24 protein-coding genes are annotated in these 20808 nt (G+C 37.0%); 23 read left to right on the top strand and 1 reads right to left on the bottom strand.

The annotated features are described in order from the left end of the window. The first annotated feature begins 8 nt into the window (after nucleotides 1–8). The 6 genes from holB to rsmI all read left to right on the top strand — a co-directional run bounded on the left by holB (nucleotide 9) and on the right by rsmI (nucleotide 4139). On the top strand, nucleotides 9–998 hold the full coding sequence (gene holB, locus ACFQ3N_RS16120) for a DNA polymerase III subunit delta' (RefSeq protein WP_390363557.1): 990 nt from the start codon (nucleotides 9–11) through the stop codon (nucleotides 996–998). A 5-nt stretch (nucleotides 999–1003) separates the two neighbouring features. Then, nucleotides 1004–1831, top strand: a complete 828-nt coding sequence (locus ACFQ3N_RS16115) for a PSP1 domain-containing protein (protein ID WP_390363556.1) — start codon at nucleotides 1004–1006, stop codon at nucleotides 1829–1831. 16 nt (nucleotides 1832–1847) lie between these two features. Then, complete coding sequence (gene yabA, locus ACFQ3N_RS16110) at nucleotides 1848–2198, top strand: DNA replication initiation control protein YabA (protein ID WP_390363555.1); 351 nt, start codon at nucleotides 1848–1850, stop codon at nucleotides 2196–2198. 61 nt (nucleotides 2199–2259) lie between these two features. After that, complete coding sequence (locus ACFQ3N_RS16105; RefSeq protein WP_390363554.1) at nucleotides 2260–3003, top strand: tRNA1(Val) (adenine(37)-N6)-methyltransferase; 744 nt, start codon at nucleotides 2260–2262, stop codon at nucleotides 3001–3003. After that, the gene (locus ACFQ3N_RS16100; RefSeq protein ID WP_390363553.1) at nucleotides 2993–3286 is read left to right on the top strand and encodes a GIY-YIG nuclease family protein; all 294 of its coding nucleotides are present in this window, start codon (nucleotides 2993–2995) and stop codon (nucleotides 3284–3286) included. The genes ACFQ3N_RS16105 and ACFQ3N_RS16100 overlap by 11 nt, the downstream gene beginning before the upstream one ends. Continuing rightward, nucleotides 3264–4139 carry a 16S rRNA (cytidine(1402)-2'-O)-methyltransferase gene (gene rsmI, locus ACFQ3N_RS16095; RefSeq protein WP_390363552.1) on the top strand — a complete coding sequence of 292 codons (876 nt, stop codon included), beginning with the start codon at nucleotides 3264–3266 and terminating at the stop codon, nucleotides 4137–4139. Before ACFQ3N_RS16100 ends, rsmI begins: the two co-directional genes overlap by 23 nt. An 80-nt stretch (nucleotides 4140–4219) precedes the next feature. Here the strand turns inward: rsmI and ACFQ3N_RS16090 are convergent, their stop codons facing one another. Continuing rightward, nucleotides 4220–4498, bottom strand: coding sequence for an AbrB/MazE/SpoVT family DNA-binding domain-containing protein (locus ACFQ3N_RS16090; RefSeq protein ID WP_390363586.1), 279 nt, complete (start codon nucleotides 4496–4498; stop codon nucleotides 4220–4222). A 352-nt stretch (nucleotides 4499–4850) separates the two neighbouring features. Here ACFQ3N_RS16090 and metG point away from each other — a divergent pair, with 352 nt between their 5' ends. The 17 genes from metG to ACFQ3N_RS16005 all read left to right on the top strand — a co-directional run bounded on the left by metG (nucleotide 4851) and on the right by ACFQ3N_RS16005 (nucleotide 20639). Beyond that, a complete protein-coding gene (gene metG / locus ACFQ3N_RS16085) occupies nucleotides 4851–6812 on the top strand; it encodes a methionine--tRNA ligase (protein WP_390363551.1) in 1962 nt (653 codons plus the stop codon). Nucleotides 6813–6956: 144 nt separating this feature from the next. Then, entirely contained in the window at nucleotides 6957–7739 is a 783-nt protein-coding gene (locus ACFQ3N_RS16080) for a TatD family hydrolase (protein WP_390363550.1), read from the top strand. Nucleotides 7740–7997: 258 nt separating this feature from the next. Beyond that, nucleotides 7998–9197 carry a ubiquitin-like domain-containing protein gene (locus ACFQ3N_RS16075; protein WP_390363549.1) on the top strand — a complete coding sequence of 400 codons (1200 nt, stop codon included), beginning with the start codon at nucleotides 7998–8000 and terminating at the stop codon, nucleotides 9195–9197. Between the two features lie 223 nt (nucleotides 9198–9420). Beyond that, complete coding sequence (rnmV, locus tag ACFQ3N_RS16070; protein WP_390363548.1) at nucleotides 9421–9990, top strand: ribonuclease M5; 570 nt, start codon at nucleotides 9421–9423, stop codon at nucleotides 9988–9990. After that, a complete protein-coding gene (gene rsmA / locus ACFQ3N_RS16065) occupies nucleotides 9983–10861 on the top strand; it encodes a 16S rRNA (adenine(1518)-N(6)/adenine(1519)-N(6))-dimethyltransferase RsmA (protein WP_390363585.1) in 879 nt (292 codons plus the stop codon). The genes rnmV and rsmA overlap by 8 nt, the downstream gene beginning before the upstream one ends. Nucleotides 10862–10977: 116 nt before the next feature. Next, the gene (yabG, locus tag ACFQ3N_RS16060; protein ID WP_390363547.1) at nucleotides 10978–11871 is read left to right on the top strand and encodes a sporulation peptidase YabG; all 894 of its coding nucleotides are present in this window, start codon (nucleotides 10978–10980) and stop codon (nucleotides 11869–11871) included. Nucleotides 11872–12092: 221 nt separating this feature from the next. Continuing rightward, on the top strand, nucleotides 12093–12353 hold the full coding sequence (gene veg / locus ACFQ3N_RS16055; protein ID WP_390363546.1) for a biofilm formation stimulator Veg: 261 nt from the start codon (nucleotides 12093–12095) through the stop codon (nucleotides 12351–12353). Nucleotides 12354–12758: 405 nt separating this feature from the next. Continuing rightward, entirely contained in the window at nucleotides 12759–12857 is a 99-nt protein-coding gene (locus ACFQ3N_RS16050) for an SCP2 sterol-binding domain-containing protein (protein WP_390363584.1), read from the top strand. A 119-nt stretch (nucleotides 12858–12976) separates the two neighbouring features. Continuing rightward, nucleotides 12977–13147, top strand: coding sequence for a small, acid-soluble spore protein, alpha/beta type (locus ACFQ3N_RS16045; RefSeq protein WP_390363545.1), 171 nt, complete (start codon nucleotides 12977–12979; stop codon nucleotides 13145–13147). 231 nt (nucleotides 13148–13378) lie between these two features. Next, a complete protein-coding gene (gene ispE / locus ACFQ3N_RS16040) occupies nucleotides 13379–14236 on the top strand; it encodes a 4-(cytidine 5'-diphospho)-2-C-methyl-D-erythritol kinase (RefSeq protein WP_390363544.1) in 858 nt (285 codons plus the stop codon). A gap of 66 nt (nucleotides 14237–14302) precedes the next feature. After that, nucleotides 14303–15112, top strand: coding sequence for a pur operon repressor (gene purR, locus ACFQ3N_RS16035; RefSeq protein WP_390363543.1), 810 nt, complete (start codon nucleotides 14303–14305; stop codon nucleotides 15110–15112). 214 nt (nucleotides 15113–15326) lie between these two features. Further along, the gene (gene spoVG / locus ACFQ3N_RS16030) at nucleotides 15327–15617 is read left to right on the top strand and encodes a septation regulator SpoVG (RefSeq protein WP_390363542.1); all 291 of its coding nucleotides are present in this window, start codon (nucleotides 15327–15329) and stop codon (nucleotides 15615–15617) included. Nucleotides 15618–16493: 876 nt separating this feature from the next. Continuing rightward, a complete protein-coding gene (glmU, locus tag ACFQ3N_RS16025) occupies nucleotides 16494–17873 on the top strand; it encodes a bifunctional UDP-N-acetylglucosamine diphosphorylase/glucosamine-1-phosphate N-acetyltransferase GlmU (protein ID WP_390363541.1) in 1380 nt (459 codons plus the stop codon). Between the two features lie 15 nt (nucleotides 17874–17888). Then, a complete protein-coding gene (locus tag ACFQ3N_RS16020) occupies nucleotides 17889–18842 on the top strand; it encodes a ribose-phosphate diphosphokinase (RefSeq protein WP_390363540.1) in 954 nt (317 codons plus the stop codon). Nucleotides 18843–18961: 119 nt separating this feature from the next. After that, nucleotides 18962–19594 (top strand): 50S ribosomal protein L25/general stress protein Ctc, encoded by a 633-nt coding sequence (locus ACFQ3N_RS16015; RefSeq protein WP_390363539.1) that lies wholly within the window; start codon nucleotides 18962–18964, stop codon nucleotides 19592–19594. Nucleotides 19595–19738: 144 nt separating this feature from the next. Next, nucleotides 19739–20299, top strand: coding sequence for an aminoacyl-tRNA hydrolase (gene pth, locus ACFQ3N_RS16010; RefSeq protein WP_390363538.1), 561 nt, complete (start codon nucleotides 19739–19741; stop codon nucleotides 20297–20299). A 109-nt stretch (nucleotides 20300–20408) separates the two neighbouring features. Next, nucleotides 20409–20639 carry an anti-sigma-F factor Fin gene (locus tag ACFQ3N_RS16005; protein ID WP_390363537.1) on the top strand — a complete coding sequence of 77 codons (231 nt, stop codon included), beginning with the start codon at nucleotides 20409–20411 and terminating at the stop codon, nucleotides 20637–20639. The last annotated feature ends 169 nt before the right edge of the window (nucleotides 20640–20808 follow it).

Below are 20808 nucleotides of genomic sequence, written 5' to 3'. Positions count from 1 at the left end.
TGGGAATTATGAAAACGTGGTCTGAGGTAGCACAAGTCCAACCATTAGCTAGTAAAATCATTACAAATAGCATGAAAAAAGGACGTGTTTCTCATGCCTATTTGCTTCAGGGAGAAAGAGGAACGGGTAAAGAAGAGATCTCATTGTTATTGGCGATGGCCTTATTCTGTAAGCACACCTCAGATGCAGAGCCATGCCATGATTGTAATACATGTAAGCGAATTACATCCGGTAATCACCCAGACGTGCATTGGATTGAGCCAGAGGGACAATCGATTAAGATTGAACAAATAAAAAATTTGCAAAAAGAATTTACGTATTCTGGACTTGAATCCAACCAAAAAGTTTATATTATTAAAGGTGCTGATACGTTAACTTTAAATGCTGCAAATCGCATTTTAAAATTTCTGGAAGAACCGAGTAAAAAAACAACAGCTATTATGCTGACAGATAATAGTCAATCCATTATTCCAACGATCCGTTCGCGTTGTCAGATTATTGATTTGCAGCCCTTAAACCCACTTCATTTTCAAAAGCAATTGATGGACGCAGGGTTAACAGAAGCAAATGCGCGCTTGATGAGTGCGTTAACAAATAATTTGGATGAGGCGATTGCTTGGAATGAAGATGAGTGGTTTGCAGAGGCAAGAAAGTTAATGGTACAATTAGTAGAAATGTTTTCATCAAATCCAAATGACGTGTACTTATATATTCATAACCATTGGATCCCTCATTTTAAAGAAAAAAAGCAACTGGAGCAGGGCATGGATTTATTATTGCTAGCTTTCAGGGATATGCTTTACTACCATCTGGAAAAGGGAGAAACAATGGTGGTTTTTCAAAAAGATGATGAAAAGCTTGAAATGGCAGTGATGTATTTTTCACAGGAAAAGCTAATGGCTATCCTCCATGCCATTTTACAAGCAAAGCAAAAATTGAAGCTGAACGTTCATCCAACATTAGTGATGGAACAGCTTACACTTCAAATTAAGAGGTGATATAAATGGTAGAAGTGATTGGTGTTCGCTTCAAAAAAGCGGGTAAGATATACTATTTTGATCCAGATCAACACGACATTTCTTTAGACAGTTACGTTATTGTAGAAACAGTGCGTGGCATTGAATTTGGAAAAGTTGTGCTTACAAATAAACAGGTAGACGAGGAAGATGTTGTACTTCCACTAAAAAAAGTACTTCGAATTGCTAATGAAAAAGACAAATTAAGTGTTGTTGAAAATAAAGAGCATGCAGAAAAGGCTTTTAAAGCGTGTACCGATAAGATAGTAGAACATAATTTAGATATGAACCTAGTGGAAGTAGAATATACATTTGATCGTAATAAAATTATATTTTATTTTACGGCTGATGGCCGTGTTGATTTCCGTAATTTGGTCAAGGATTTGGCTGCGATGTTTAAAACACGTATCGAACTTAGACAAATCGGAGTACGGGATGAAGCAAAAATGCTAGGTGGAATTGGACCTTGTGGTAGGATGCTCTGTTGCTCAACATTTTTAGGAGACTTTGAACCAGTTTCTATAAAAATGGCAAAAGATCAAAATCTATCACTTAATCCGGCAAAAATTTCAGGCTTATGTGGCCGTTTAATGTGTTGTTTGAAATACGAAAATGATGATTACGAATCTGGAAAGCGAGAACTACCTGATTTAGGAGAACGAGTTAAGACACCTTATGGTAAAGGTAAAGTAGTTGGTTTAAACATCCTTGAACGTGTTATCCAAATCGAAATTCCAGAAAAAGAACGAGTAATCGAATATACATTAGACGAACTTATTGAAGAAGGAATTATTACAGCACAAGCCACAGAATAGTGGGGTGTAACCAGTCGTGAATAAGAGACAAATTTTTGATCAGGTATCGGATATGGAAAAGCAAATCGGTGAGTTGTATGAGCAGCTTGGTGACCTTAAGAGCAAGTTAGGTGATTTGTTAGAGGAAAACAATCGATTGTCTATGGAGAATCACCATTTGCGTAATCGATTCGACGCCACTGAAGATGAGGACAACTTAGAAGAAAGCCGAACTGAGAAGCAACTGAAGGAAATACCCGGTGAAGGGTATGATAATTTAGCAAGATTATATGAAGAAGGGTTCCATATTTGTAATGTTCATTTTGGTAGCCCAAGACAAGATGAAGATTGCTTGTTCTGTCTGTTATTTTTAAACAAAACAAAATAAGTAATAATTGGCTGTCTCTATAACCTAGAGACAGCTTTTTAAACATAGGAAGGAACTAATAATGGTACAGTTACACGATGATGAACGTCTTGATTATTTGTTTGCAGAAGGAGATATGCAGATTATTCAAAGTCCTACCGTGTTTTCATTCTCCCTTGATGCTGTGTTGCTTGCTCATTTCACATATGTACCCATAAAGAAAGGGGCAATTTTAGATTTGTGCACGGGAAATGGTGTCATTCCACTTATCCTATCAAGACGGACAAATGCTCATATCACTGGTGTTGAGATTCAGTCCAAGCTAATAGATATGGCCAGGAGGTCGGTAGAAATAAATATGTTAAAAGAGCAATTAACAATGGTTCATGGTGATCTGAAGGAAATGCGACCAATACTCGGTCATAGCAGTTTTGATGTAGTTACATGTAACCCACCTTATTTTCGTACACCGTCAAAACAAGAGTATAATCAAAATGAATTTTTGACGATTGCCAGACATGAGGTTTATTGTACATTAGAGGATGTTGTAAAAGCGTGTAAACTACACGTAAGACCTGGTGGAAAAGTTGCTATGGTTCATCGTCCAGGAAGACTAATAGATATAATAACATTATTTCGTTCCTATAACCTAGAACCAAAACGAATGCAGTTTGTCTATCCCAAAAAAGGGAGAGAGGCGAATATACTGCTAATTGAAGCCCTACGTGATGGAAAAGCAGATTTAAAGATACTCCCACCTATATATATTTATAACGATGACAATACATATACCAAGGAAGCAGAGGTTATTATAAATGGAAGATAACGAACATATTGTTTACATGTTGAAATGTAACGATAATACACTATATACCGGTTATACAAATGATTTAGAACACCGACTGGAAATGCATAATACTGGTAAAGGTGCCAAATATACACGAGGCCGCGGGCCATTCCAAGTGGTATTTGTGGAAAAATTAACGACAAAAGAGGCAGCTTTACAAAAGGAATATCAAATTAAACAACTTACCAGAAAGGAAAAATTCCAATTAATCCGGGATAAACTGAAAGAAGTGATGCAATATGAAAATACAGAAAAGCTTTAATAACAGAGCAGAAGGAATATTGTATGTTGTACCAACGCCAATTGGTAACTTAGAGGACATCACTTATCGTGCTGTAAAGATTTTACAAGAAGTTACAGTAATTGCTGCAGAAGACACACGTAATACGAAGAAATTACTTAATCATTTTGAAATCTTTACACCGCTAGTAAGCTATCATGAACATAGTAATGCTGGACGTGAACAACAATTACTTAATCGATTGGAAAATGGAGAATCCATTGCGATTGTGAGTGACGCCGGTATGCCCGCTATATCTGATCCTGGATATGAACTTGTTCAAGCTGCGCTGGAAATTGATCAACCCGTCGTCGTGTTACCTGGGGCAAATGCTGCACTATGCGCACTCGTTGGTTCTGGACTTTCTACAAGCGAGTTTTATTTTTACGGGTTTTTACCCCGAAAAAAGAAGGATAAAGAAGCGGAATTAAATCGATTGAAGTCTATTCAGGCTACCCTTTTGTTATATGAATCGCCTTACCGGGTTAAAGATACGTTGAAGACCATTTTTGAGCAACTTGGTAACAGACAAATAGCTGTAGCACGTGAGCTAACGAAAAAGTTTGAAGAGTATGCACGAGGAACTGTGCAGGAATTAATGGTCTGGGTTGAGGAAAATGAATTAAAAGGTGAGTTTTGCATCATTGTAGAAGGTACAACAGAAATGGAAGAAGCAGGAGCTAATTTGTGGTGGAGCCATCTTTCGGTAAATGATCATGTGAATTATTATATCGAAGAAGAGAATTTAACAAGTAAAGAAGCTATTAAAAAAGTGGCTACCCAAAGGCAAATGCCAAAGAGGGACGTTTATCAAACATTTCATATTGAAGACTAAGTAGAGCACAAGAATTAATACTAATAAAAAAAGGGGGTGAACGCTTACGTAAAGCCTTCATCCCCTTTTGTCCATACTAACTATTTATTTAATCGAGATTCAATTTCTGTAATTAAATCTTTTGCACCTTCTGGACTTAGTACAATCTTTCCGTTAGCTAAAGAAATATTATCATCAGATGCTTTTCCCGTAATCTGACAACTCATACTAGTTTTGTATTTCTTTAAAATAATTTGATCGTTATCTACATAAATCTCTAATTCATCTTTTTCACGAATATCAAGTGTTCGGCGTAGTTCAATAGGTATGACAACTCTGCCTAGCTCGTCAACCTTTCGTACAATTCCAGTAGACTTCATACTCTTCATTCTCCCCTTCATACACGTAACTCGGAAATAATTTTCGCTATGTTTCGACATCTTCCTAAGCAATATAGTACCAACCATTACCATAAGTGTCAATAAATTTTTGTTAAAAAATAAAGATAAATTTGAAAATTTCTTCTACTTTACTATTCCTTTACTTTTATATTAAAAAAGAGGAATAAATTGTAATATTTATGGTTTTTAATAGTTATTGTGGATCATAATAGCTATTATTGCGGATATTTGCTAACTTCACTGTCCCTCAATGGAAATCTTATGATAAAATCGCTACAATAGAAGTAGTTTTCATGTAATTAGGAAAGTTTTTAGTTGAGGAGGAAAACACATGCCGAAAGAGAAAAAGACATTTTATATAACAACACCAATTTATTATCCAAGTGGTAATTTACATATTGGTCATGCATATTCGACAGTAGCTGGAGATGCGATCGCTCGTTATAAGCGGATGCGAGGATTTGATGTCATGTATTTAACGGGCACAGATGAACATGGGCAGAAAATTCAGCGCAAAGCAAAAGAAAAAGGGATGAACCCACAGGCGTATGTAGACGAGATAGTCAGTGGAATTCAGGAACTATGGAGTAAACTTAAAATAACTAATGATGACTTTATTCGAACAACGGAAGAACGTCATAAAAAGGTGGTCGAAAAAATCTTTGACCAGCTTTTAAAGCAAGGTGATATTTACCTTGATCAGTATGAAGGCTGGTATTGTACTTCAGATGAATCCTTTTTCACAGAACGCCAACTAGAGGATGGACATTGCCCTGATTGTGGCGGTGCTGTTGAAAAAGTAAAAGAAGAGTCATATTTCTTTAAAATGAGTAAATATGTCGACAGGCTTGTCGAGTTTTACGACGAAAACCCTGAATTCATTCAACCGGAAAGTCGTAAAAATGAGATGCTTAATAATTTTATTAAACCTGGATTAGGAGACTTAGCTGTATCACGTACAACCTTTGATTGGGGTGTAAAAGTTCCAGGTGATCCGAAACATGTTATTTATGTTTGGATTGATGCGTTGAGTAACTATATTACAGCGCTCGGGTATGGCACGGATAATCCGGAAAAATATGAGAAGTTTTGGCCAGCTGATGTTCATTTAATGAGCAAGGAAATCGTTCGTTTTCATACCATCTATTGGCCGATCATGCTTATGGCGTTGGACTTACCGCTACCGAAGAAAATTTTTGCACATGGCTGGATCCTAATGAAGGATGGTAAGATGTCCAAATCCAAAGGGAATGTGGTAGATCCAGTTAGTCTAACGGATCGATACGGTCTTGATGCACTACGTTATTACTTATTACGTGAAGTGCCATTTGGTTCTGACGGTGTGTTCACCCCAGAGGGATTTGTAGATCGGACGAACTATGATTTAGCTAATGACCTGGGGAATTTGTTAAATCGTACAATTGCGATGGTTCAAAAGTATTTTGATGGTGAAATACCTGCATTCAAAGCTTCTGAAACAGAAATCGATCAAACACTTGAGGAATTTGCGAAAGAAACAATCGGAAAAGTTGAAGATGCAATGGAAAACATGCAATTTTCTGTAGCACTTTCTTCATTATGGCAATTAGTAAGTCGTACCAATAAATATATTGATGAAACAGAGCCATGGGTATTGGCGAAAGAGGAAGCAAAGAAAGAACGTCTTGGTAATGTAATGGCACATTTATCCGAATCGCTTCGCAAAGTTGCTGTTATGATTCAACCATTTCTAACAGAAGCACCTGTCGAGATCTTCAGGCAATTGGGTGTTACAGATGAGACACTGCAACAATGGGATAGCATCTATACGGATGGACAAATTAAAGCTGGAACACGTGTTCAAAAAGGAGATCCAATTTTCCCTCGTTTGGAAGTAGAGAAGGAAGTGGAAGCAATTAAGCAAATGATGCAAAATCCTTCACAGGAAAAGAAAAAATCTCCTGAAACAGAACCAGCTAAGCAAAAAGAACAAATTGCATTTGATGACTTTATGAAGCTTGATATGCGTGTTGCTGAGGTTCTAAAAGCAGAAAAAATGAAAAAGGCTGATAAGTTGTTAAAAATGCAACTCGATATTGGAAATGAAAAGCGCCAAGTGATTTCAGGAATTGCAGAATATTATAAACCCAAGGACTTGGTAGGGAAAAAAGTAATTTGTGTAACAAACTTGAAGCCTGTGAAGTTACGTGGTGAGATGTCAGAAGGAATGATTCTCTGTGGTGAAGATGACACTGGGAAATTAGTTCTTACTTCTGTTGAAGAATCATTATCCAATGGTTCTGTTGTTAAATAATTTTTTTAGCAGATAAGAAAGTATAAATCTTTCTTATCTGCATAAGTGCAACTAAGGCTTGGCGATAAGCCAAGTTTTCTAAGAAGGTCAAACTCTTGTTATTTTTAGGGTTGGCCTTTTCATTTGAAAAATAGGAGGATTATTGTGCTATTTGATACACACGTGCATGTAAATGCCAGACAATTTTTTGAAGACCGTGATGAGACAATTCAACGTGCATTTGATCATGGAGTAAACTATATGGTAGTTGTAGGTTTTGACAGAGAGACGATTCCATTAGCAATTGAAATAGCGGAACAGTATGAAACCATTTATGCTGCTGTAGGTTGGCATCCTGTAGATGCAATTGATATGAAGGATGCGGAATTAGCGTGGATTGAGGAGTTATCCTCCCATCCAAAAGTGGTTGCTATTGGAGAGATGGGACTAGATTATCACTGGGACAAGTCACCTAGAGAGGTACAAAAAAATGTCTTCCGAAAGCAAATTCGTCTTGCTAAGAAAGTGGATATGCCCATTATTATTCATAATCGAGAAGCAACGGAGGATATTATTGAAATTTTACAGGAGGAAAATGCTAAAGAGGTTGGCGGAATTATGCACTGTTACAATGATTCTGTTCAATATGTACAAGCATGTCTTGATATGAATTTTTACATCTCACTTGGAGGCCCAGTTACATTTAAAAATGCGACGATGCCAAAAGAAGTGGCTATTCAAGTACCGTTGGACCGATTACTTGTGGAAACCGATGCCCCGTTTTTAGCACCACATCCTAACCGTGGAAAGCGAAATGAACCTGCATACGTAAAATTAGTAGCGGAAAAGATTGCAGAACTACGAGAAATGTCATTCGGGGAAATTAGCAAAGTTACGACAGATAATGCTTTCTCGTTGTTTGGAATTAACGGAAAACCTCGTAATTAGTCGTAATTTTTTTGTTATAAACTACAGGTGAACTGGATAACCTTTTGAGACTAGTCTAAAAAGCTAGTCTCTTTTTTAGTGGAGCTAAGTTGTGTGTAAATCTAGCATTATCAATGGTTATGTCTCTAAAAAGGTTGTGATATAGGGCATGTATTATCAAGTGTAATCTAATTGTAAAGGAATCGTAATCGGATATGCTTTGACTTTGCATATACTTGTTTACTAGAATAGATTTCGTATACCAAGGAGGCAAGAAGCATGAAAATTTTTTCAAAGCTATTGCCGGCATCAAAAATGAAGCTGGTTATTTCGAGTATAGGTGTTTTGGCGCTTTTGGTTTTTTCTAGTATGATGATATTCGAAGCTACAAAGGCTGAGGTAATCGTAACAGAAAATGGCAAAGAGCAAACCGTTACAACACATTCAGATACAGTAGAAGAACTGCTTGAAGAAGTAGGTATCTCTGTTGGAGAACATGATGCTTTATCGCATGACGAAACAGCACAGGTTGAAACAGGGATGGAAATAGAATATAAAACAGCAAAAGAAGTTACTGTAACCATAGATGACAAAGAAGAAGACTATTTTACGACGATGGATACAATCGAACAATTCCTAAAAGAGCAGAACCTTACACTTTCAGAATATGATGAAGTATCACATCAAACTGACGAAAGTATAAAAAACGGCTTACAATTAGATATAGCAAAAGCTTACCAGGTTACCATTAATGATGGTGGTAATAAAGAACAAGTATGGACCACTGGTGGTTCGATTGAGGACATATTGCAGCAAAACGATATTACATACGATGAGAACCTTGATAAGATCAAGCCGGCTATTGATGAAGAAGTAACGAAGGATGAACCAATTGTCATCACTCGTGTACAGAAAGAAATTGATGAAGTTGAAGAGACAGTGGCATTTAGCACAGAACGGAAAAACGACAATTCACTTGAAAAAGGGAAAGAAAAAGTCGTTACCCAAGGTAGGAACGGCACTATTGTTAAGAAATATGAAATAGTGAAGGAAAATGGTGAAGAAGTAAGTCGTGAACTAATAAATGAAGAAGTAATCCAGGAAAGTCAAAATAAAGTTGTAGCAGTTGGGACAAAAGTAGAGCAAAAAGAGCTTGTTACATTATCAAGCGATAGTTCAAAAAGTAGTTCAAAAGAAATGACTATGACCGCAAGTGCATATACAGCTGGGTGTAGTGGTTGTTCTGGTTATACATCAACTGGAATCAATTTAAATGCTAATCCCGATATGAAAGTAATTGCAGTAGATCCAAGTGTTATCCCTTTAGGAACAAGAGTCTGGGTTGAAGGATATGGAGAAGCAGTTGCTGGTGACACAGGTGGTAGTATTAAAGGCCATCGTATTGATGTACACGTTCCAACAAAATCGGATGCGTATAGATTTGGTGTAAGAAAAGTTAAAGTAAAAATACTTGATTAGAATAAATACGCTCTTACCATGTTATAGTGGTAAGAGCTTTATTTGTAGATAAGATAGTTTAAAACTTTCTTATCTACTATAAGTGCAACTTAGGCTTTCGTCATTAAGGCTTGCACTCCAAAGCATAAGAGATTCTAAGAAAGCATACTATGCTTTCTTAGAATCCCTTTAACGATAAGCCAAGTTTTCTAATATTTTTATGTATGAAAAGAGGAATACTGATTTGAAGATCAAAGAGGTTATTATTGTGGAAGGTCGAGATGATACAGCAAAAATTCGCCTCGCAGTTGATGCGGATACGATTGAAACCAACGGATCAGCTATAAATGAGTCTATATTAAAACAAATACAGCATGTTAAAAATAAACGCGGTGTCATCATTTTTACAGACCCGGACTACCCAGGGGAACGAATCCGACATATTATAGATGATGCTGTTCCAGGTTGTAAGCATGCCTTTTTATCACGTAATGAAGCAAGGTCTAAGAACCCCCATAATCAGAGTTTGGGGATTGAACATGCATCAATTGATGCGATCCAACAGGCTTTAAGGGACGTATATGAATTGAAGAGTTTCGAAAAAAGCGATATAACCAAAGAAGATCTAATTTTTCATGGTTTTATTGGAAGTTCCAATGCAAGTTCAAGTAGGGATAAGCTTGGTGAAATATTGCAAATCGGACACACTAACGGGAAGCAGTTATTGAAACGGTTAACCATGTTCCAAATAACAAAGCAACAATTTAAGGACGCTGTCAAACAAATACAGCAGGAGGAGAGCCATGATCTCTAAAAAACATATAGCAACTCCGATGAGGACAAAAGAAATATTAGCAAAATATAAATTTTCATTTAAAAAAAGCTTGGGTCAGAACTTTCTAATTGATGTAAATATTTTAGAAAACATTATCAGGCATGCGGGGATAGATAAAAAGTCCGGAGTAATTGAAATTGGACCTGGAATAGGTGCATTAACAGAACAATTAGCTATTCATGCTGAAAAAGTGTTAGCTTATGAGATTGACCAACGACTTCTGCCGATCTTAGCTGACACACTTGAAGGCTATGATAACGTTGAATTAATTCATCAGGATATTTTAGAAGCAACAGTGGAACAAGCAATAAAAGCAAATTTTAAACCAGATCAACCAATTCATATAGTAGCCAATTTACCTTATTACATTACCACACCTATTTTAATGAAATTGTTACGGGAGCAGTTACCTGTATCTAGTTTAACGGTAATGATTCAAAAAGAAGTTGCTGAACGAATGGCTGCAAAGCCGAATAGTAAAAGTTACGGATCGTTGACAGTTGCTGTGCAGTATTACACCGAAGCTGAGGTTGTAATGAAAGTACCTAAGAGTGTTTTTATGCCTCAACCTAATGTCGATTCTAGTGTATTAAGACTAACCACAAGAGAGAATCCGCCAGTTCATGTTGAAAATGAAGATCACTTTTTTTCTATCGTGCAGGCAAGTTTTGCCCAACGAAGAAAAACGTTGCGGAACAATTTAAGTCATTTTTTTAAAGAGAAATATGACAAAGAAACCATTGGTAAAATGTTAGACGGTATTGGGATAGATGGTACCAGGCGCGGCGAATCCCTTGATATAAGTGAGTTTGCAGCATTGGCCAACTTATTCTATAAAGATAATAATTAATTGAGGAGAGGCTATTTATGCAATGGCCACTCCTCATTTTTTATGGGTTAATTAAGCACAGTAGAGACTATCATCACATAGTCTATGTTAGGATGCTTAGGCTGTGAGGTGGCTTTATGAGCTTTAAAACAGGGGAACTTGTGACACGCATTTCCTATAATCATGACTTATTATTTCGTGTTGTATCAGTAACAAAGGATACAGCACTATTACATGGAGAGGATATTCGTTTAGAAGCTGATGCGTCAGTAGACGATTTAACACGTGTTCAGGATGCAGAATTGGAAAAGAGACGTCGAAAAGGAAAGGAGCATGAGGACTTTTCCTATCGTCTATTTCGCCAGGACTATAAACTTATGAAAGAAAAACGAACATATCAATCAACAGATGGTTATCATCATTCAACTAAAATTTTTCAAATACCTGCAAAAGTACTGCACTTGGATGGGGATAGTATGTATTTGCGAAAATGTATTCATTTATACCAGCGAATGGGTTTGCAAGTACACGGGGTTCACTTAAATGAGAAAGAAATGCCGTTAGAGATCGCATCATTGGTAGATAAAATTCAACCAGATATTATTGTGATAACTGGGCATGATTCGTTTTCGAAAAATAAAGGATTAAAAAATGATATCCGTGCTTATCGTCATTCGAGATATTTTGCTGAGACAGTACGCGAGGCGAGAAGGATTACACCACACCTGGATCAGCTTGTAATATTCGCAGGTGCTTGTCAGTCTCATTTTGAGTCGCTTATTCGTGCTGGGGCTAATTTTGCAAGTTCCCCATCTCGTATAAACATTCATGCCTTAGACCCTGTTTATATTGCTGCAAAGATTGCCTATACGCCTTTCATGGAAAAAGTGAGTGTTTGGGATGCGTTGCGCAATACATTAACCGGAGACAAGGGAATGGGTGGAGTAGAAACCAGAGGCCTTCTTCGTACTGGTATGCCTTATATAGAGGAAGATGAGGAAAACGAGGACGAAACAATGGAATCTTTATAGTTTGAGCTGGTGTAATCATCAGCTCAATTGTTATTTAGCACATTACCTAAATCTGTGCCACTTCCAACAAATAACATACATAAATTGTTAATAATTTGAGATAATAGTAAAAAATTAGCTTTTTGTTATTGCAAGGGGAAAGATATATTGTTATAATATAAAGTTTTATTTGACCATTAATACAAGCTTGTGTTATAGTATAAATAGTGAGGTGGAGTATAGTGGCTAAAACATTAATCGAAATTAAGCAAGGTCTGGAATGTCAAATTGGTAATAAATTGCGTCTTAGAGCCAATGGCGGAAGAAGAAAAACAATAGAACGATGTGGAATATTAGCAGAGACATATCCTTCTGTTTTCATTGTTGAGCTAGACCAAGACGAAAATGCATTCGAACGTGTTTCGTATAGCTATGCAGACGTTTTAACAGAAACAGTAGAATTAAGCTTCCTAGAAGAAGCGGCAATTGCTTTGAAGCAGTAAACTAACGTTTACTGCTATATTTTTGTCTTAGGAAATTATCACATTAGAAGTCTGTAGATAAATAGTAACTATTTTAATCCACGTCCGGTTCCCAACGACTAGCGATCATCCTTACGATAAGTCAACATCGATTCGCTTACTCTTTTGTTCTGTCTAAAATTTACTTTTCGAAAGGGAATCGAATACTGGTTTCGATAGAAGACAAAACTGTAAAAGAGATATGGGAATTAATCACGAATAAACTAGAGGAAAAAAACCTATTCAGAGATAAGAGTTACATATGAATTTCAGATCACGGATATGGGAAATGGAGTATATCAATTAGACTTTAATGATGGGATTGCTACTGTTTATACTGAGAATACATAAGAAGCATCTTGCCGTGCTAAAAATAAAAGATAAGGAATTTTAAGATCTGATTGTACTACCGCATTTATGACGGGTAAATTAAAAATGAACGGTAATATAGGTTTAGCATTAAAACTTGAAAATATGTTAAAGTAATATGACTTTTCCAATTAAAAAATTTCCTTTTTTGTATAGTTATAACACGGTTATTTTTAGTTATTAAACAAATGATAAGTGTGTCGTAAGTACTCTTAACAGAAAGGGGTTGTTCTTTCATGGCTAGACGTCAAAGTTTTATGTCAGACCATATGAAAGAAGAAATTGCCAAAGAGTTAGGTTTTTACGACACCGTGCAAAAAGAGGGATGGGGCGGTATCAAGTCGCGCGATGCCGGTAATATGGTGAAACGAGCGATTGAAATAGCCGAGCAAAGTATGCAAAAATAAGACAGACCCTGAGGGGTTTGTCTTTTTTAGTAGATAGGAAAGTATAAAACTTTCTTATCTACATAAGTGCAACTAAGGCTTTCGCCATTAAGGCTTGGCGATAAGCCAAGTTTTCTAAATGATCTTATCTGCTTGTTAAACATTCAAGTCGCTTGCGCTTTTGCATTGAAGTCGCTTCAGAGTAATAAAATATGATACAATTTGTGTAGATATTTAAAGTGGGTGACGGCGATGGTTCTTTTTGAAAAGGCACCAGCAAAAATTAACTTATCACTGGATGTACTAGGGAAAAGTGATGATGGTCATCACGATGTAGAGATGATTATGACAACAATCGATTTAATAGACCGAATAGAACTACATCCTTTAGATTACGATTTAATTGAAGTGACAGCAGACAACCAGTACGTTCCAAACGATGAACGTAATTTGGCTTATAAGGCTGCGGATCTTATTAAACGAAACTATAATATCACCAAGGGTGTTTATATCAAAATAGAAAAGCATATACCTGTTTCGGCTGGTCTTGGTGGTGGAAGTAGTGACGCAGCAGCAGTACTGCGTGGCTTAAATCGGTTATGGAAATTAAATATTCCGCTTCATGAGCTAGCTGTCCTGGGTGTGAGTATCGACTCGGATGTCCCTTTTTGTGTTTACGGATCAACTGCTATTGCAAAAGGGCAAGGAGAAAAAATTTACTACTTACCACAACCACCCCCGTGTTGGGTTGTGTTAGCCAAGCCAAATATAGGGGTATCCACGAGAACAATATTTCAGCAACTTCGCCTTGAGGATATAGTGCATCCTAATACAGAAGAGATTATAGATGCCTTACACAAGAAAGACTTTTCATTGCTTTGTGGTAATATAGGTAACGTTCTAGAAGGAGTAACGTTAAAGCTATATCCTGAAGCACAGCGTATAAAGGAAAAAATGACGATGTATGGAGCCCTTGGTGTACTTATGAGTGGAAGTGGACCTACTGTGTTCGGTCTTGTTGAACACGAGAGCAAAGCACATCGCATATATAATGGTTTACGAGGGTTTTGTCATGAAGTGTATGTAGTTCGAATGTTTGGTCATGGATAACACTTGCTAAAACACGTATAAAAGTGTTATATTCAGTACTAAATATTCGGTTTTTGAGGTGAATGTATGAGAAGGAGCGACCGTTTAGTTGCGTTGACTAATTATTTTTTGACAAACCCACGAGAGCATACACCGTTACCAAGTTTTACGCTAAAGTATAATGCAGCAAAATCTTCTATAAGCGAAGACTTGGATATTATTGATAAAGTGTTCAAACAAGAAGGACTCGGTTTTTTAAAAAGAATTGCCGGGGCTGGTGGTGGAGTTACCTATATCCCTAATGATACTGAAGAAAAGAGCATGAAGATCATTGATGAGTTATGCCATAAATTGGAGGATCCAAACCGCATCCTTCCAGGTGGGTACCTTTACATGAGTGATATACTAGGTAATCCTAAAACGATTCGTCAAATAGGCCATATATTTGCTTCAACATTTTCTGACTTGGAAATAGATGCCGTTGTAACGGTTGCGACAAAAGGTATTCCTCTTGCTTATGCAGTGGCATCATTTTTGAATGTACCAGTTGTTATTGTGAGAAGAGATCCAAAAGTGACAGAAGGGTCATCTGTTAGTATTAATTACGTCTCAGGATCATCCCGTAAAATACAAACAATGGTGCTACCAAAGCGCAGTTTAAAAGAGGGAGCTAATGTTTGTATTATTGATGACTTTATGAAAGCAGGAGGCACCATCACTGGAATGACAAGTTTATTGGAAGAATTTAATGCTAATGTACAGGCTATAGGTGTCTTGGTTGAAGCAGATGACGAAGAGGATGAGCGTATTGTTCATCATTATAAATCATTAGTAAAAATAACTAACGTAGACTTGAAGCATAAACGAATTGAAGTTCGTCGTGGAAATTTCACTTAATAATAGATAAACCTTTCTTTTTATAACCTAAGAAAGGTTTTTTATTTATACAATAATAGAAATATCTACGTTTTTTCTAATCAAACAGGACATTTTACCTCTTAAAGTAATCTTTTTAATCTTTTTTTAACTTTTTTTTAATATTAAGCAGGAATTTTTTAAAATTTGTTGAATATTTGTAATAAGTTCAAAAGGGAAAAGGTGGTGAATCATCATGGAAGTAACTGACGTAAGATTACGCCGCGTGAATACAGAGGGAAGAATGCGAGCTATTGCATCAATTACTTTGGATCAGGAATTTGTAGTCCATGATATCCGCGTAATTGACGGAAATAATGGACTATTTGTAGCTATGCCATCTAAACGTACTCCTGACGGCGAGTTCAGAGATATTGCACATCCAATTAATTCGAATACCCGTGCAAAAATTCAGGATGCAGTTTTAGAAGAATACCGCCGTGCAGGTGAAGCTGAAGTTGAATATGAAGAAGCAGGAGCTTCCTAATTCGTACGAACAACAAGAGGACTAATCTTACATGGATTAGCCTTCTTTTTTTGCCTGAAATAGATAGATAATCATAATTGAATTTAGTTTTCGTTCTACATAGGATCAAAACTGTGTACAGATAGTATGACTATTTTACTTAGGCTGTTTCCGTAAAGATTTTTTCTTTTGAGAGAATAGATATAGACTGCGACGTAACTTTAGGCTTACTTCTATTGCTGCCGTCCGGGATCGCTACGGACGGATGCTTTCCGCGGGCACGGCCTCAGCCAGGGTACTACTTGAATCATCTTCTTCGTTCCCTTGCGCTGAGGAAGCATACTTCGAAGCGTTACTAGAAGACGCAGGCGCATCTAAGCGGGGTCTTCGGACACGTGCTGTTCCCGCAGGAGTCACCGCCCTCCGCTCACCCAAACTGGTAAGGTGTTTTATCAATACAGATACAGTCCCACGACAGTAACGGAAATAACAGCGGAGGAAATACACGTAGACTCCTTGAAAATACAAACCGATTTTCTGCGTGCGATGTCTAGCTATGTAGCTTTCCTTATCCTGTGGGAGAAGAGGCCTAGTTGAGACCCAGAGAGCGTTAGCTCGAGGAGGGTCATCAGCCGCCCACGGGTAGAAGACACTGCGCAGTGAAACGAAGCAGATGTCGCACTTGTACCCGGATGGGTGAAAGCGAAGTGTATTTCCGTAGCGGTAGGTTAACCGTCACATAAAGTTACGTCGCATTTTTACATCAACTATGAAGGATGAAAAAGCAACAATGCGTGTGAAAACAGCCTAAAATTACATTCTGGTACTTCTAATCTGTTGAAATGACTTGGTATTTAGGATATATTCGTAATGGATAATCAGAATGGAGGTTTCTTCATGTCAAATCGTTATGCTGTCATACTTGCAGCAGGACAAGGCACTAGAATGAAGTCGAAGTTATATAAAGTACTTCATCCTGTTCTAGGCCGTCCAATGCTTCAACACGTTATAGATCAGTTAGAAATAGTTCAATTAGATGAAATGGCTACAGTAGTCGGTTTTGGTGCTGACAAAGTAATCGATCATATAGGAGATAAAAGTCAATTTGTTTTGCAAGAAGAACAATTGGGAACGGGTCATGCTGTAATACAAGCAGAAAACGTATTACAGGATAAAGAAGGTACAACTATCGTTGTATGTGGTGATACACCGTTGATAACAAGTGAGACATACAAAGCTCTTTTTGATCATCATGAACAAGAAGGTGCAAAAGCCACCATTTTAACTGCTAAAGCACCCAACCCTACAGGATATGGCAGGGTGATTCGTAATGAAAAAAATGAAGTGGAACGTATCGTTGAACATAAAGATGCAAGTGAAAAAGAGCGTCAAATAGATGAAATTAACACCGGAACCTATTGTTTTGATAATAAGGCATTATTTGCAGCATTACAGGAAGTTTCAAATGATAATGTACAAGGTGAATATTACTTGCCAGATGTCATCGAAATACTCAAGAATAAAAACGAGAAGGTTATTGCTTCATTAACACCTGATTTTGAAGAAACGCTAGGTGTTAATGATCGTGTAGCACTTGCTCAAGCGGAAAAAACAATGAAAATGCGAATTAACGAAAAACATATGCGAAATGGCGTTTCCATCATTGACCCAGATAACACATATATCGGCCCAGATGTTATAATTGAACAAGATGTAATCGTCCACCCGGGAACAATTATTACGGGTGACTCAACTATAAAAACCAATGCTGAATTAGGCCCGTATAGTGAAATTTCAAATTGTGTGGTTGGAGAGGCAACAGTAATAAAACAAAGTGTTGCAAACGACAGTCAAATTGGTGCGCGGGTAAAAATAGGTCCATATGCTCATATTAGACCAGAAACAGCCATTGGAAATGAAGTTAAAATAGGCAACTTTGTTGAAATAAAAAAGACAAAGATTAATGACTTCAGCAAAGTTTCCCATTTAAGCTACATTGGCGACGCACAAGTTGGTAACAATGTGAATGTAGGTTGTGGTACAATAACAGTGAACTATGATGGAAAAAAGAAGTTTCTAACAACAATTGAAGATGATGCATTTATCGGCTGTAATTCTAACCTGGTTGCACCAGTGACCATTGGAAAAGGCTCGTATGTAGCTGCAGGCTCTACGATCACAAAGAATATACCTGAAGATTCTTTATCGATAGCCCGTGCACGACAAACGAATAAAGAAGGCTATGCATCTAAAATTAAAAACAGACAAAAAGATTAGCGGAGGGTTTATTTCATGGCATCTAACTACAGGGACTCATCCTTAAAGGTATTTACGTTAAATTCAAATCGTGAATTAGCAGAAGATATTGCAAATCATATTGGAACTTCTCTAGGCCAGTGTTCTGTAACTGCATTTAGTGATGGAGAAATTCAAATCAACATCGAAGAAAGTATTCGTGGTTGTGATGTATACGTTGTACAATCAACATCCTCACCTGTTAATCAACATATCATGGAATTATTAATCATGATTGATGCATTAAAGCGTGCATCAGCAAGGTCTATAAATATCGTTATGCCTTATTACGGTTATGCTAGACAGGATCGAAAGGCACGATCCAGAGAACCGATAACCGCTAAGCTTGTGGCGGACCTAGTAGAAAAAGCAGGTGCAGATCGAGTAATTACGCTCGATTTACACGCACCACAAATTCAGGCTTTCTTTGATATTCCAATTGATCATTTACAAGGTGTACCAATTTTGTCTGATTACTTTAAGAAGAAAAACCTAGAGGATATCATTATTGTATCACCAGATCATGGCGGTGTTACACGTGCACGTAAAATGGCTGACCGACTAAAAGCACCTATCGGAATAATCGATAAAAGACGCCCGCGTCCAAATGTTGCTGAAATTATGAACATCGTCGGAAATATCGAAGGCAAGACAGCGATCTTAATTGATGATATTATTGATACAGCTGGAACTATAACACTTGCAGCTAATGCCCTAGTTGAAAATGGTGCAAAGGAAGTGTATGCATGTTGTACACATCCCGTTTTATCTGGTCCAGCAATCGAACGAATCAATAATTCAAAAATAAAAGAACTAATCATTACAAACTCAATTCCGTTGCCAGAAGAGAAACATAGTGATAAGATTACACAATTATCTGTCGCACCGCTCATTGGTGAAGCAATAATTCGTGTACATGAGATGCAATCAGTAAGTATTTTATTTGATTAAGCGTTTATACAATGAAATAATCGGGTAAATATTTTGGGGTAGAAATTCTCCCAAATTCATCATAACAAAGTGTTTTTCAAGCTTGGTCATACCAAGTTCAAATAATGGAGGGTGATAACATGGCAGTAACATTAAAAGCAACTAAAAGAAATAGTTATGCAAAATCTGCAACTAGACAAATCAGAGAGAGTGGACATGTTCCCGCAGTAGTTTACGGGAAAGAAAAAGAGTCTAAATCTATTGCTGTAAATAGCATAGATTTGGTGAAGACTGTACGCGACGAAGGAAGAAATGCAATCATTTCTCTTGATATTGAGGGCGATAAGCCAGTAGATGTAATGCTTCATGAATATCAAATGGATCCACTTAAAGATGAACTTGAACATGTTGACTTTTATATTGTAAATATGTCTGAGGAAATGGATGTTGAAGTAGCTCTTAATTTAGAGGGTGAAGCAATTGGCACAAAAGATGGTGGAGTACTACAACAGCCATTATATGAATTGCAAGTACGTGCAAAACCAGCGGATATTCCAGAAGAGATTTCTGTTGATGTGTCTTCATTAGCAATTGGTGATTCAATCGCAATAGCGGATTTACCGAAATCGGATAAGTACGAATTTACCGATGACGAGGAAACGACAATCGCTACTGTTGTTCCACCGGACACATTAAATGATGTGGAAGAAGCTCCAGAAGAAAACGCAGAGCCAGAATTAGTGGGCGCTTCTGATGATGAAGAAGAAAAATAAGACGTTAGTAAAATAGTAAAATAATTTATAAAGCCCTCCTATTAAAAGATTGACATGTATAACATTCTTTATAGGAGGGATTATTGTATAGGTGACTCTGTGATTACATAAAAAAAGTAACCCAACGTAAAGGATAGAAATGAAATGAAATGTATTGTAGGTTTAGGTAATCCAGGAAGAAAGTATAAAAAAACGCGACATAATATTGGTTTTATGGTTATTGATGAATTATTAAGCCGATATAAATGGAAACTTAATAAAACCAAATTTAATGGCAACTATACACTGGAAAATGTTGATGGAGAAAAAGTAATTCTCCTACAACCGCAGACATATATGAATCTTTCTGGTGAAGCGATTGGACCATTAATTGATTTCTATAATATTGATGTGAAAGATACGCTTGTTATTTATGATGATTTAGACCTTCCTACTGGTAAAATCAGGTTGCGTCAAAAAGGTGGTCACGGAGGTCATAACGGCATCCGATCAACAATTGACCATTTAGGTACGAAAGAATTCAATCGAATTCGTATTGGTATTGGAAGACCAACTACACCGATTCCAGTAGTTGACTATGTACTTGGAAAGTTTCCAAAACACCAGCAGGAAGATGCTTCTAAAAGCATTAACAATGCTGCGGATGCATGTATTGCATGGATGGAAAAGCCATTTAATGAAGTGATGAATGAATTTAATAGTTAATAGTCACATACAATTATATGGAACCAAGATGCTATCTTAAAAACGTATAAAAGTTTTCTTTTCGGATAAACTTTATTATACCCCATGTTTATTCGAGGAGGTTTTTTCTATGTCTATTGTCTATAAATGCAGGCACTGTGGACATGTCGTTGGAAAGTTAGATCAGCAGGTTATTGATTCAACCATGCTTGGTTTTGATCAATTGTCAGTCGAAGATAGAAAAGAAATGATCGAGTATCAGAATAATGGAGATGTCCATATAACAGTAATATGCGAGAATTGTGAAGAATCATTGGGACATAACCCGCACTATCATGAATTAGATTTTTTTATACAATAAAATATGCAAGGAAGGCTTTGGTTTAGAAACCAAGGCATTTTTGCGCTATTATACCAACTAATATGCAGTTCGCCTGCACTTTTATTTATCTAGTTTCGGCTCCTAGGGTTCGCGTCATAAGCAATGAACACTCCGAGCTCTAAGTACATGAGCTCTACGGTTCCTTGCT

The organism is Virgibacillus byunsanensis (assembly GCF_042675965.1).
In the GTDB taxonomy this organism is placed as follows: Bacteria; Bacillota; Bacilli; order Bacillales; family Amphibacillaceae; genus Virgibacillus_R; species Virgibacillus_R byunsanensis.
Note: the sequence above shows the minus strand (reverse complement) of the source record. Positions and strands in the feature narration are given on the sequence as shown.

What these genes read in the sequence shown, in the direction of transcription:
- pth (WP_390363538.1), top strand. Translation starts at nt 19,739, where the DNA reads ATGAAATGTATTGTAGGTTTAGGTAATCCAGGAAGAAAGTATAAAAAA.
- yabG (WP_390363547.1), top strand. Translation starts at nt 10,978, where the DNA reads ATGAGCTTTAAAACAGGGGAACTTGTGACACGCATTTCCTATAATCAT.
- ACFQ3N_RS16100 (WP_390363553.1), top strand. Translation starts at nt 2,993, where the DNA reads ATGGAAGATAACGAACATATTGTTTACATGTTGAAATGTAACGATAAT.
- rsmI (WP_390363552.1), top strand. Translation starts at nt 3,264, where the DNA reads ATGAAAATACAGAAAAGCTTTAATAACAGAGCAGAAGGAATATTGTAT.
- ACFQ3N_RS16020 (WP_390363540.1), top strand. Translation starts at nt 17,889, where the DNA reads ATGGCATCTAACTACAGGGACTCATCCTTAAAGGTATTTACGTTAAAT.
- ACFQ3N_RS16005 (WP_390363537.1), top strand. Translation starts at nt 20,409, where the DNA reads ATGTCTATTGTCTATAAATGCAGGCACTGTGGACATGTCGTTGGAAAG.
- ACFQ3N_RS16015 (WP_390363539.1), top strand. Translation starts at nt 18,962, where the DNA reads ATGGCAGTAACATTAAAAGCAACTAAAAGAAATAGTTATGCAAAATCT.
- ACFQ3N_RS16105 (WP_390363554.1), top strand. Translation starts at nt 2,260, where the DNA reads ATGGTACAGTTACACGATGATGAACGTCTTGATTATTTGTTTGCAGAA.
- purR (WP_390363543.1), top strand. Translation starts at nt 14,303, where the DNA reads ATGAGAAGGAGCGACCGTTTAGTTGCGTTGACTAATTATTTTTTGACA.
- ACFQ3N_RS16045 (WP_390363545.1), top strand. Translation starts at nt 12,977, where the DNA reads ATGGCTAGACGTCAAAGTTTTATGTCAGACCATATGAAAGAAGAAATT.
- ispE (WP_390363544.1), top strand. Translation starts at nt 13,379, where the DNA reads ATGGTTCTTTTTGAAAAGGCACCAGCAAAAATTAACTTATCACTGGAT.
- ACFQ3N_RS16115 (WP_390363556.1), top strand. Translation starts at nt 1,004, where the DNA reads ATGGTAGAAGTGATTGGTGTTCGCTTCAAAAAAGCGGGTAAGATATAC.
- ACFQ3N_RS16090 (WP_390363586.1), bottom strand. Translation starts at nt 4,498, where the DNA reads ATGAAGTCTACTGGAATTGTACGAAAGGTTGACGAGCTAGGCAGAGTT.
- spoVG (WP_390363542.1), top strand. Translation starts at nt 15,327, where the DNA reads ATGGAAGTAACTGACGTAAGATTACGCCGCGTGAATACAGAGGGAAGA.
- holB (WP_390363557.1), top strand. Translation starts at nt 9, where the DNA reads ATGAAAACGTGGTCTGAGGTAGCACAAGTCCAACCATTAGCTAGTAAA.
- metG (WP_390363551.1), top strand. Translation starts at nt 4,851, where the DNA reads ATGCCGAAAGAGAAAAAGACATTTTATATAACAACACCAATTTATTAT.
- ACFQ3N_RS16075 (WP_390363549.1), top strand. Translation starts at nt 7,998, where the DNA reads ATGAAAATTTTTTCAAAGCTATTGCCGGCATCAAAAATGAAGCTGGTT.
- glmU (WP_390363541.1), top strand. Translation starts at nt 16,494, where the DNA reads ATGTCAAATCGTTATGCTGTCATACTTGCAGCAGGACAAGGCACTAGA.